Source organism: Neorhizobium sp. 05N33, assembly GCF_056397445.1.
Genome location: NZ_JBFTNK010000025.1, coordinates 22,927 through 34,327, shown reverse-complemented (window position 1 = coordinate 34,327; position 11,401 = coordinate 22,927). Strand labels below are relative to the sequence as shown.

General features: G+C 55.6%; 10 protein-coding genes and 1 pseudogene. All 11 read right to left on the bottom strand.

Translation table 11 applies throughout. The annotated features are described in order from the left end of the window. Positions 1–150: 150 nt before the first annotated feature. Positions 151–282, bottom strand: a pseudogene (locus AC1DLT_RS29900) (IS21 family transposase); the annotation flags it as partial. 233 nt (positions 283–515) lie between these two features. After that, positions 516–1,517, bottom strand: a complete 1,002-nt coding sequence (locus AC1DLT_RS29895; protein ID WP_477489123.1) for an XdhC family protein — start codon at positions 1,515–1,517, stop codon at positions 516–518. 213 nt (positions 1,518–1,730) lie between these two features. After that, a complete protein-coding gene (locus tag AC1DLT_RS29890) occupies positions 1,731–2,105 on the bottom strand; it encodes a c-type cytochrome (protein WP_436112824.1) in 375 nt (124 codons plus the stop codon). 4 nt (positions 2,106–2,109) lie between these two features. Further along, positions 2,110–4,272: a xanthine dehydrogenase family protein molybdopterin-binding subunit gene (locus AC1DLT_RS29885; RefSeq protein ID WP_436112825.1), complete on the bottom strand. Its 2,163-nt coding sequence runs from the start codon at positions 4,270–4,272 to the stop codon at positions 2,110–2,112. Positions 4,273–4,285: 13 nt separating this feature from the next. Further along, complete coding sequence (locus tag AC1DLT_RS29880; RefSeq protein WP_436112826.1) at positions 4,286–4,738, bottom strand: (2Fe-2S)-binding protein; 453 nt, start codon at positions 4,736–4,738, stop codon at positions 4,286–4,288. Positions 4,739–4,873: 135 nt separating this feature from the next. Further along, positions 4,874–5,782, bottom strand: coding sequence for a LysR family transcriptional regulator (locus AC1DLT_RS29875; RefSeq protein ID WP_436112827.1), 909 nt, complete (start codon positions 5,780–5,782; stop codon positions 4,874–4,876). Between the two features lie 427 nt (positions 5,783–6,209). Continuing rightward, the gene (locus tag AC1DLT_RS29870) at positions 6,210–7,025 is read right to left on the bottom strand and encodes an ATP-binding cassette domain-containing protein (RefSeq protein ID WP_436112828.1); all 816 of its coding nucleotides are present in this window, start codon (positions 7,023–7,025) and stop codon (positions 6,210–6,212) included. Positions 7,026–7,037: 12 nt separating this feature from the next. Then, positions 7,038–7,922, bottom strand: a complete 885-nt coding sequence (locus AC1DLT_RS29865) for an ABC transporter ATP-binding protein (RefSeq protein ID WP_436112829.1) — start codon at positions 7,920–7,922, stop codon at positions 7,038–7,040. Further along, positions 7,919–8,740: an ABC transporter permease gene (locus AC1DLT_RS29860; RefSeq protein ID WP_477489122.1), complete on the bottom strand. Its 822-nt coding sequence runs from the start codon at positions 8,738–8,740 to the stop codon at positions 7,919–7,921. Before AC1DLT_RS29860 ends, AC1DLT_RS29865 begins: the two co-directional genes overlap by 4 nt. A gap of 133 nt (positions 8,741–8,873) precedes the next feature. Beyond that, a complete protein-coding gene (locus AC1DLT_RS29855; protein WP_436112831.1) occupies positions 8,874–9,791 on the bottom strand; it encodes an ABC transporter permease in 918 nt (305 codons plus the stop codon). A gap of 62 nt (positions 9,792–9,853) precedes the next feature. Continuing rightward, a complete protein-coding gene (locus AC1DLT_RS29850; protein WP_436112832.1) occupies positions 9,854–11,395 on the bottom strand; it encodes an ABC transporter substrate-binding protein in 1,542 nt (513 codons plus the stop codon). Positions 11,396–11,401 lie beyond the last annotated feature (6 nt).

The window sequence follows — 11,401 nt, the reverse complement described above, 5'->3', positions numbered from 1 at the left end:
CTCGTCGGACACGGGCAATCGTATCCACTCTCTTCAACTCCCCACCCCATCCACTGGCAAAAGCCGGATGGTCGGATGAAATCCAAGGGGGGTCAAAATTGGATAAGTATTACCCCGCCAGAGGGGTCAACATTCCATGCTTAAACACACTTTCGATAAACGCTTGGCGCCCCAGCCAAGCTCGTGCAGCCGCAACATTGCCACCACCTCATCTGCCTGAAGCATATCTTCGCCCTGCATCGTTCGCGACAATGCAGGATGCCCTGAAATCAAGTTCGTCATCCATCTCTCCTCGTTGTGAAACGAGGGAGCAGTTCTTCATTTCGTTAGGGGGTCAGTTTCTCATTTCGCCTGACATCTATCTCAGATCGACGATGACCTATTACGGCGAATACTGTTGACATCCTGCTGTTGCAGGCCACCTTGCCGGCGCACAGCAACACGATCGAGATGGAGCTATATTGAATTCCGTCAGCTACGTCCAACGATCGAGTATACGATGCCATCGTGGGCCTTCAGCATTGGCTCATCAGGCAAACAATCTCAGCAATAACCGAGATGGCGATTGCAAATGGACTTGATTTGCCAACCGAGATCCCGATGGGCGATCTAAACTTTGCGATATCAAGGTCATTCAAGCCGTCTTGTTTCAACCAGTCGACTTTCAGCGGCCGCTGCCGCTTTGCACCGATCATCCCAACATAACCCACTTGAGACCGCAGCGCTTGGGCAATGTTCTCTCTATTAGATTTAAAGTCATGATTGGCGAAAACGACGGCAGCGCGACGATCCAGGCCAAATTCTTCGAAAACCTTCCCCGGATGCGTGGGGCGATAGACCTGGGGTGCGACAGGGGGTGGTAGAGACGGTCCGAGGGGTCGGACGAAGATGATTTCGAACTCCGCTTCTTTCCCGAGTTGAGCGATCGCAAGGGCAGTCGGATCAGACCCTATGATGAAAAGCCTTACCTGAGGGCGATAGCGCACCCAATAATGCACAGCATCGATCTGGCCTCCGGCTCGCGGTGAGGAAAAAGCTTGCTCAGCGAATTTGAGCCATCTGGGACCGAAATCGTGAGGACGTGACGCCGCGATCCGCTCCTCGCCGTCGGATATCAAGATTATATCCTCTCGCCTCGCGGCCATGTTCATGAGATTTTCAGCAACCGGATCGGTGGGCCGCATCCGTTCGATCGCAATAGTGACGGAAGCATCGCCAAATTGGCTCCCCCGACCATAGATCAACTTGCGCGGCTCTCCGTCAAGAAGGGTAGCCTTCGCGTGAAGAGCAACGTCGGCCTCTATGCATCCTCGCGAAAGGAACCCGGTCATGTTGTCGTCGGTAAAAGCCATCTGCGTTCCCGGCGGACGTGGCGAGCCTCCATCGGTGTGGATGAGTGTGGCAATCGCAACATCAGCACCAGCAATCAAATGCGCCAGAGCGAATTGCAGGACGTTCTCGCGAATTCCAAACATCGGCCAGTCTGGGTAGATCGCCGCGGTATCGGTCATGAACATTGGGGATACCTTTGAACACAGGAAGGCGCGACCCGCCGTTTAGGAGTTGGTCTGAACGCAGCTAAAAAGGTCAGGACCGCAATGAATTATCAGCCCTCGTCATTCGCAAATGGCTGGACACCACACCTGCGCACCGGCAATGAACAGTGCACGATACTATTCACCAGGAAGCTCCGATCGCTTCGAGTGCCGTATCCTTGGCGTTATATTCGTTCAGCGGATCGTCAAAGTTTTGAGGTACGCGATAATGTCTGCACGGTCGCCAGGTTTCGCGACACTTGTGGTCATGCGTGTGCCCTTTAACATCTTGGGTGGACCCGACAAGTAGGTCTCGAGTGCTTCATCGGTCCATACTACGTTCGAACCCATGATGGCATCGGAATAGCGAAAACCTTCAAACCCTCCGGCTTTCCGACCGAACACGCCATTCAAAGCGGGTCCGGTTTTATTCTGCCTGTCGATTGAGTGGCAAGCTGTACATCGATTGAAAAGTTGCTTGCCGCGGACCGCGTCCCCGTCTGCCGAAGCAGACGTAGGAGAGGTGATCCAAACCGCCGACAATATGGTGAGGATGCGGAAGGTTTGCATCAGCTTAGCCCTCCTTGAGGTATTCGGTATTGACCGGCAGCGTTCGCACGCGCTTGCCTGTTGCAGAAAAGATCGCATTGGTGACAGCAGGAAAGACCGCTGACGTTGCTGCTTCCCCTATCCCGCCGGGTGGCTCGGCGCTCGCAACTATGTGAGTTTCAACGTGGGGTGCCTCTTCGATGCGAAGCGGCAGGTAAGTGTCGAAATTGCTCTGTTCGACACGGCCGTTCTTGAACGTGATCGCGCCATAGAGAGCCGCGGTTAGGCCGTAAAGAGCGCCACCTTCCATTTGGGCCGCGATCGTATCGGGATTCACAGTCATCCCGCAGTCGACTGCCGTAACGATACGTGTCACCCGGACAGAACCGTCTGTTCCAACCTTGGCTTCGGCAATCATCGCGAGATACGTGCCGAACGCGAACTGCACGGCGACGCCGCGGCCCTCCCTGGACGGTAATGGCTTACCCCACCCAGCCTTTTCCGCGGCAAGTTTTAACACGTTCAACGCACGAGGATTCTCCGCGAGCAATCGCTTCCGGTACTCAACCGGATCGGCCTTCGCAGCATCAGCGAGTTCATCAATGAAACTCTCGACCACGAACACGTTGTGCGATGGCCCGACACCACGCCACCAGCTTGTCAGCACGCCTTGCGGCTCGACCTGCTTGAACTCGACTTGTATCGCCGGAAGCTGGTATGGGGGACGGGCTGCACCTTCTACACCATCGGGATCCACGCCGTTTTGCATGGCGCGCGGCGCAATACGAGCGAAAATCGATGATCCAGAGATACGATGCATCCAGGCGACAGGGTTTCCATTGGCATCAAGCCCCCCCGACATACGGTCGTGGTAGTATGGCCGGTAGTAACCATGCTGAATATCTTCCTCGCGGCTCCAGATAACCTTGACGGGGCCCTCGACCTGCATCGCCACTTTGAGAGCATGGACGATACCATCGACTTCGAGGCGGCGGCCAAATGCGCCGCCGACTATATAGTTGTTGATGATGATCTTCTCCGGCGCGAGGCCGGTAACTGTTGCGGCAGCTTGTTTGGCTGCGGAAAGGCTCTGAGTTCCGACCCAGAGTTCACATGCATCCTCTCGCACGTGAACGGTACAGTTCATCGGTTCCATTGCGGCGTGGGAAAGGAAAGGCAATTGGTAAACTGCGTCGATCCGCTGCGCGGCTGTTGCCAACGCATTGATCACGTCGCCTTCGCTCCGTGCGACGGCCCCTGGCTTGCGCGACTCCTCGTCTAATTGCCGTGTGATGTCGGCACTGGACACTTTTGCGTTTGGGCCGTCATCCCACTCGATGGCGGCTGCCTCCAGGCCCTTTTTGGCCGCTCCTGTATGATCCGCCACGACTGCCACCGCGCTGTCCGTCAGCACGACTTGGCGTACCCCCTTGATCGCCAACGCAGCCTTTTCATTAACTGATTTTGGCTTCCCGCCGAGAACTGGGGATACGGCGATCGCCGCAATCCTGGTGCCGGATGGTGATGCGTCGATACCATATTTGAGGGCGCCATTGACCTTGTCAGGTGTGTCCAGGCGCTTCGCGGACGTTCCAAGGAGTTTGAACTCGCTGGGGGATTTGAGGGTTACGGTTTCGGGTGAAGGCATGGGAAGCGACGCGGCAATATCGACTAACTCGCCGTAGGGCAGCCTCCGCTTTCTGGCCTCGTCGAAAATGAAGCCGTCTTCGGCGCGGCACGCCCCGGGATCTACATTCCACTTCTTGGCTGCAGCCTGAATGAGCAGCGTTCTGGCTGTCGCACCGGCCTTTCGCAGGGGCGTCCAGAACGCACGGATTGAGGTGGAGCCGCCTGTCATCTGACGCCCCAGCATTGGATGAGCGTAGAGAGCCTCGTTAACGGGCGCGTGTTCGAGCTTGACACCATCAAGTGCCACTTCCAGTTCTTCGGCGAGCAGCATTGCTTGAGCCGTATAGATTCCCTGGCCCATCTCCACTTGCGGCATTACGAGCGTGACAAGGCCCTTCCGGTCAATGCGAATGAACGCATTGGGAGCGAAGACACTGGTGGCGGCGATCGAAAGGTCGGGCCCGAACGCCAGGTTGACGACGAGTCCCCCGCCGACGCCAATGCTGGCCTTCAGGAAATGGCGCCGGTTCAGTTGTGGGCCGAGACTATCGTTCGACATGATTTTCTCTCCCTTACGCACTTGCGCGTTTGATGGCGGCACGAATGCGTTGGTAGGTCCCGCAGCGACAGACGTTCCCTGACATCGCGTTGTCGATGTCTTCGTCGACCGGTTTTGGCGTTTCGTTCAGCAACGCGGCGGCTGACATCAGCTGCCCTGACTGACAGTAGCCGCATTGAGCGACTTCAAGCTCAATCCATGCATCTTGAAGCGCCTTCCCATGGGCGATGGTATGCAACGCTTCGATCGTCGTGATCTGGCTTCCTCCGACGCTGTCCACAGGGGTGACGCAAGATCGCGTTGGCACGCCATCGAGATGGACCGTACAGGCTCCGCAAAGGGCTTGCCCGCAGCCAAACTTCGTACCAGTCATTCCAAGTACGTCGCGAAGCACCCATAGGAGTGGGGTGTCGCCTTCTACGTCAACTGAGTGGGTGCGGCCGTTGATTTGGACCGAATGTGCCATGCGTCTGCTCCAGCTGTGGCCGTTTGCTCGGCAGAAGATGGCCAGATTAGTGGCAGAGATAAATGGGGTATTGCTGCACTTAGTGTATAGCTGAGCTAAACAATCCCTGTGGCAGACCTCGATCCCCAGTCGCGGTCAGATCAATGAACGTCTAAGCTCGGAACAGATGTCAATGAAGGCACGCAGCTTTGGCTGATTTTGCGTGGTTTTGGTAAAGTACAGGAACAATCCGTCCGTCCCCGGTGAGTAGTCGAGCAGAACGGGCTCAAGTTGGCCTGCTATAACTTTTCGCGATGCGTGAAACGTCGAGGAATAGATGAGCCCCAGGCCGCGCACAGCGAGATTCTGCATGAGTTTGCCGTCATTCACCGTCAAGGGACCATTGGGTTCGATACTGATATTTTGCCCGTCCTCAAGAAACTCCCAGCGGTAGATGTCGCCTTTGGCCGGCCGCCGAAATCGAATGCATTTGTGTTTTATGAGATCCCCCGGGGCTTGAGGACGCCCATATTTCCGGAAGTAGTCAGGCGACCCGAACACCGCCCATTTGAAGGGCGGCGAGAGTCTCACCGCGATCATCTCCTTGGCTATATACGATCCGATGAGAATGCCCGCGTCGTAACCCCCAGCAACGAAATCCCGATGCGTATTGCTGACCGTTACATCGACTTTCACATTCGGCCAAGCTTCGCAAAAGGCGGGAAGTATCGGTTCTATGACGTGGGACAGCGCAAGTCGCTCGACGATGAGCTTCAACGTTCCCGACGGCTCGCGTGATGACTGGGATGTCTCCCCCAAACTCGTCTCGATGAGTAGCGCCGCTGGGGAAATTTTCTCAAGCAGGGTCACCCCCGCTTCCGTCAAAGAGATCCGGCGCGTCGTGCGGTGAAAAAGCGGAGCGCCTAAACGCCGCTCCAGCTTTTGCAGCGCTTGGCTGATCGCACCCGGTGTCACCTCGAGATCGAGAGCGGCCTTTCGAATGCTCTGCTGCTTTGCAATCGCTAGGAACTCGGGCAATCCATCGAAAGTGTTTTGCCGACTCATTTCATTTCTCCACGCAGACGCACTCAGAGTACCGTAGAGCAGAAAAACAACTGTCTATTTAATGTTGTTCGACAGCGGCGAAAATTTTAAACGTTTCGTCCGCAATTCGATCCTTCGACCCGCACACGACAGGCCGGCAATCATTCCAAGATAGCGACCCTGAGCACGATGGGAGGTCGTACCGCATCGGACACCTACGATCTCTGGACCGGTGATATGCGACGACGACGATCACGTCGGGTCTGTGATGCAATGCCTCCAGGTAAACGGCCGGGATCAGATTGGAAAGCCAAAAATGGTTTCGCGCCGCGCAGCTTCTCCTTCAGAAACCAGCCCAGTGGAATCCAACACATCATGAAGAATGTGTCAGCCCCCATATTCCGCGCAGAAACTCACCGCATTGAGGATGGGCACCCCATGAGAAACGCTAGTGTGTTTCCAACGCGGATGGCGAAGACGCAAGCAAGGATTTGGTGTACTCATGCCGGGGGTTTTCAAACACGGTGGCTGTGTCGCCAGTCTCGACAAACGTCCCCTTGTTCATCACCGCGACTTTGGTTGCCACAAGTCGGACCAGTGGTAGATCATGAGAGATGAAGATATATGCGAGAGCGCGCCGCTCCTGGAGTGTCATCAGCACCTTGATAACCTGGGCCTGTACGGACACATCCAAAGCGGAAACCGGCTCGTCGAGAATGAGAATTTTGGGCTCGAGAGCAAGTGCACGCGCGATGGCCACTCGTTGCCGCTGTCCGCCAGAAAGTTGGTTTGGATAGTAAGATGCAAAATGGTGCGGCAGATTAACTTCAGTGAGGAGCTCTTGAATGCGAGCCGGCCGCTCAGCCCTGTTAACGACGCCACTATGTATCTGCCAAGGCTCTGAGATCAGTTCGGCAACTGTCCTGCGGGGATGTAACGAGCCGTATGGATCCTGGAAAACCATTTGCATAAAGCGGCGTTGCCGCTGCATGTCGGCATTTGAAAAACGCAGGATGTCGTTCCCCTGATAGAGAACGGCACCGCTGTCTGCGTCGACGAGCCTAAGAAGGGTTCGGGCCAAGGTAGATTTGCCAGAGCCGGATTCACCCACAATTGCCATGCACTCGCCTGCCTCGAGAGTGAAGCTGATGTTGTTGACAGCGACAATCCCTCCAGGAGATCTGCCTAGCCCCCCGAAAGTCTTCCGGAGGTCCCTGACGTGGAGCAGGGGTGCACTAATTGCGGCTTGCCTATTACCATTCATCGAAAAGCTTCCCTATTGGCTCAGAGTGACCTGAGGGACAGAGTGTGGCATCCCACCACCAGATGAGGGATCTGTGACGAACGCATCCGGAATCGGTTCAAGTTGGCGCCACGACCGCGCGCGGGCCGGGTGCGCTTTCAAAAGAGCCTGCGTGTACGGGTGCTGAGGCCTCTGGAAAACCTCCTCGGTATCGCCTTCTTCGACGATCTGGCCTGCATACATCACGATCAGCCTTTTTGAAATCAGTCGCGCAACGGCCAAATCGTGGGTGACAAAGATAAGGCCCATGCCCGTTTCGGCTTGAAGCTCCTTGATGAGGTTCAGAATGCCCGCCTGCACTGTCACATCCAGAGCTGTGGTCGGTTCATCCGCGATCAGGATTTTCGGTTTCATACCGATCGCCATCGCTATGCAGATACGCTGTCGCATACCTCCAGAAAATTGATGAGGATAGTCGTCAAATCGTTCTTCCGCGTTTCGGATGCCAACTAGCTCCATCAGTCGGATCGCCTCTGCCCTTGCTTGGGTGCGATGCATTGCCAAACGAACCATGAATATTTCGCTCAATTGAGAACCGATCGTATAGACCGGGTTTAGGCCGTCCAAGGCATCTTGGAACACCATCCCAATCCCCAACCCACGAACCTTCTTCAGTTGCTTCTCATTGCGGCCGACGATTTGGGAGCCGTTGAACAATATGCTCCCACGGACGACACCAGGGGTATCAACCAGTCCCAACAATGAACGGCCAAGAACGGTTTTGCCCGAGCCGCTTGCGCCAACAACGGCTATCGCATCGCCCATCTCCATTGAAAAAGATACGCCACGAACAGCGTCTACTTTGCCAAAACCGCTCTCAAAGCTTATTTGGAGATCGGACACCTGAAGCAATGTCATGATCCGGCGACTCCCTTTTTCTTCTTTTTAGCCCTGAAGAATAGCGTGCTCTGGGCAGGATCTTCGACAGCGCGAAGCCAGTTGGAGAGAATATTTGCCGAAAGAGCGGTCAGTACAATGACGATCCCCGGAAATACCGCGACGAACCATGCAGACTTTAAATAGGCTCTTCCGTCGGAGACCATCATCCCCCAGTCCACATCAGGGCGTTGCAGGCCGATTCCGAGGAAAGTCAAGCTGGCCGCGGCAAGGATAACAGCGGCGACTTCCAGCATAGCGAGCGTCCTGACCGTCGGCAGCACCAGCGGGGCGATCTCACGCGTGATGATCCGCCAATTCGAAGCCCCGAGCGAGCGAGCAACCTCAACGAACATGCGCTCTTTGATTTCCATCGTTTGAGTGCGGCTCGTCCGAAGATATACGGGGATGCGCGTGATGCCCAATACGATGATGAGGTTGAAGATGCTCGGCTGGAGGACAAAGAGAACGACCAAGGCCATCAAGAGCGATGGGACCGTGTGGATGATGTCGGCAATACGAAGGAGAATATTGTCGACCCAGCCGCCAAAAAATCCCGATATCAAACCTATTGCATAACCTAGCGCCGAAGAAATCCCGACCGCGAAAACAGCGATGAGAACTGATGTGCGCGCGCCGACGATCAGTTGGAGCATGATCGGGCGACCCAAGCTATCTGCACCAAGAAAGAAGGAGAAGCCCTTGCTGAGCTGGAACGGCGCGAAGAACCGCAAGGAGATCGTCTGATTGTTCGCCTGATCTATAACCAGGGGGGCGACAGCGAACGCCAGTACAACCACCAACAAGAGCCATAATGCCGAGGCAACTGCTAGAGGCGATGAGACGAACATCTGCCATTTGGGAGATGTACGCCACCGCGAAAGCCTGTTTCCAGTCGTTGAGGGAACAGTAGTTTGCAAAATCCTTACTCCCTCAACCCAGCCTGATGCGCGGATCGACGATCATGCAGATGACGTCGATCAGAAGATTCAGGATGATCACCGAGACCCCGATAACTGCCACGCTTGCTTCCAGGACAGGGAAGTCTCGGTTGAGGATTGCCCCAACGATTAATTTCCCGATACCTGGAAATGCGAAAACCACGCCGACGATAACCGCGCCGTTGACCATACCCGCGGCTATGTCGCCGGCGACAGAAATGATGGGCAATGCGGCATTGCGAAGCGCGTGCCTGTAGACGATGCGACGTCCCCCGAAACCCCGCGCTCTGGCGTTGCGAATGTATCCGGAGGAAAGCACATCGATCATGGCACCGCGAACAACTTGGGTGAGGACACCTATCGGTCCAATACTGACTGTTGCCAAAGGTAAGATCCACGATTGCCAGCTGTTGCTTCCTGAAGTCGGCAGAAGTCGAAGCTGAACGGCAAATATCAGAATCCCGACAAGAGCAAACCAGAAGTGGGGCATGCTGCTGGTCACAAGGGAAACAATCGTGATAACGCGATCGATCGTTCGAAAGCGATAAACCGCGGCTAAAGAACCGAGCACCAAGGCGACGAGGATCGAGATAGTCATGGCTAACCCTGCCAGCAGTAAGGTCATCGGCATCTCGGTCAGGGCAGCCTCCATTGCTGGCCGCTGCTGCCAGATCGAGGTACCGAAATCGCCTTGTGCGATATTGCCAAGGAATATCCAGAATTGTTGGATGAGAGACTTGTCGAGGCCATACGCGCGGTTGAAAGCTTCGATCTGCGCAGGTTCGGCCCCTTCCGGGAAGAAGAGATCGATTGGCGAACCAGTCAGTCTGGACAGAAAAAAGACGACTACGACCACGCCGAGAAGCGTTACAAGCCCCGAGATGAGCCGCCGACCTAAGAACGTCAACATGTTATATTGTCCTCTGCTGCGGGAGCCGGTCACAACCTGACTCCCGCATTTGGCAGTAGTAATCAGTTATCGAGGCGAACGTCCGCAATTCGCACCTCGAGGCCAGAAAGCGGGTTCGGCTGATAGTGAACGCCTTCACCGAGCATGATCAATCGAATCTGCTCTGCAATCCCGATCATCCCGGCTTCTTTGAGAAGCAGCTTGGATGCCGCTTGGTAGAGCTCTGCTCTCTTGTCGCCAGCCGCGACCTCGGCTCCCGCAACCAATTTATCCAGCTCAGGGTTACAGATGGCGGAGTTGATGCCCTTGCACGTAATATACTTGGGATAGCTGAAGCTAGCATCGCCCGAGGTATTGTCGTGCGAGATCATTTGGAGCGTTGGGCGCTGTTCCGGCGGGAACGGCTGCCGCAAAAATTCGCGCCAAGCCGTATTCTCCATGCTCTTGATGTTGGCATTGAGGCCCACTTCCTTCAGGTTTTGCGCGATCGCCTGCACCAGTTCGCCGCCGTCGGGAAGGATATCCGGTCGCGTGATGATGTCGAAAGAGGTCTCAACGGGGTGCCCGTCTGCCTTGGCCGCTGCGATGAGCACCTTCGCCTTGGCAGGGTCGAACTTCATCGCATCGTTTTCGTTGTAGCCCGGAATGAACCCGTTCACCTGGGGGCCTAGCATCTGGTAGTAAGGCGCACCGGTCATCCCAAGAATTGCTGGAACAATCGTGTCACGGTCGACCGCGTATGAAAGAGCTTGACGAACTCTTGGGTCGATAAACGGTTCCTTGTGGGTGTTGGGGCGCATCACGAAGATGCGGTTGTCCTTAAAGGTTACGGTGCGATCGTCGTCGGTCGCGTCCTGTGCTTGGATGCTGAGCGCAATGTTGGCCTCTCCTGTCTCAACCATGCTGGCTCTGACGGACGGCTCCTTGCGGACGATGTAGGTGACGTCTTTGATCTGCGGGGCACTTCCCCAATACCCATCAAAACGGGTTAACTTGACGGATTCGCCCTGCTTCCTGCTGACGAACTTGTAAGGGCCGGTACCGGAGGGGTTAAGAACCTTTGCGGCCTTCTTTTGGCTGGCGAGATCACCTATGTCGATGTAGGAGAGGCGCAGCGGAAGGATTGGATCTAAAACCTTTGTCGTCACCCGTAGAGTTAGGTCGTCAACGGCCTCAGCTTTGACGGGATCTGGAATTTGGCCGCTGTTCAGGCAAGCCAATCCCGGGTAGTCCGCCCCACCTTGCGTTCGCATGATGTTAGCGGCGGCGGCAGCGGCGGTAAAATCAGTTCCGTCGTGAAATTTAACGCCCTTTTTCAGTTTAAATTCCCAAACAAGGTCGCTCGTCTGTTTCCACGACTCGGCCAGGAGAGGCTCGACCTTCCCTTGCGTTGGGTTTACGTGGGTCAACGATTCAAAGATGTTCCCCCGGGTAATGTTTGCGTTTTGCGCCGGTTGTGTGTCGCATGGGTCGAGTGAGTCCAACTCCACCGCAAGAACCACGGTGATGGCTTTGTTCGACGTCTCTGCGAGGGTCGGCAGTGTGGTGAAGGTCGCCGCGATACTGGCGACACCTATTGCTGACAAGAATTTACCGTGCTTCATTACATC

What these genes read in the sequence shown, in the direction of transcription:
- AC1DLT_RS29880 (WP_436112826.1), bottom strand. Translation starts at nt 4,738, where the DNA reads ATGGCACATTCGGTCCAAATCAACGGCCGCACCCACTCAGTTGACGTA.
- AC1DLT_RS29855 (WP_436112831.1), bottom strand. Translation starts at nt 9,791, where the DNA reads ATGTTGACGTTCTTAGGTCGGCGGCTCATCTCGGGGCTTGTAACGCTT.
- AC1DLT_RS29870 (WP_436112828.1), bottom strand. Translation starts at nt 7,025, where the DNA reads ATGAATGGTAATAGGCAAGCCGCAATTAGTGCACCCCTGCTCCACGTC.
- AC1DLT_RS29895 (WP_477489123.1), bottom strand. Translation starts at nt 1,517, where the DNA reads ATGTTCATGACCGATACCGCGGCGATCTACCCAGACTGGCCGATGTTT.
- AC1DLT_RS29885 (WP_436112825.1), bottom strand. Translation starts at nt 4,272, where the DNA reads ATGTCGAACGATAGTCTCGGCCCACAACTGAACCGGCGCCATTTCCTG.
- AC1DLT_RS29875 (WP_436112827.1), bottom strand. Translation starts at nt 5,782, where the DNA reads ATGAGTCGGCAAAACACTTTCGATGGATTGCCCGAGTTCCTAGCGATT.
- AC1DLT_RS29865 (WP_436112829.1), bottom strand. Translation starts at nt 7,922, where the DNA reads ATGACATTGCTTCAGGTGTCCGATCTCCAAATAAGCTTTGAGAGCGGT.
- AC1DLT_RS29850 (WP_436112832.1), bottom strand. Translation starts at nt 11,395, where the DNA reads ATGAAGCACGGTAAATTCTTGTCAGCAATAGGTGTCGCCAGTATCGCG.
- AC1DLT_RS29890 (WP_436112824.1), bottom strand. Translation starts at nt 2,105, where the DNA reads ATGCAAACCTTCCGCATCCTCACCATATTGTCGGCGGTTTGGATCACC.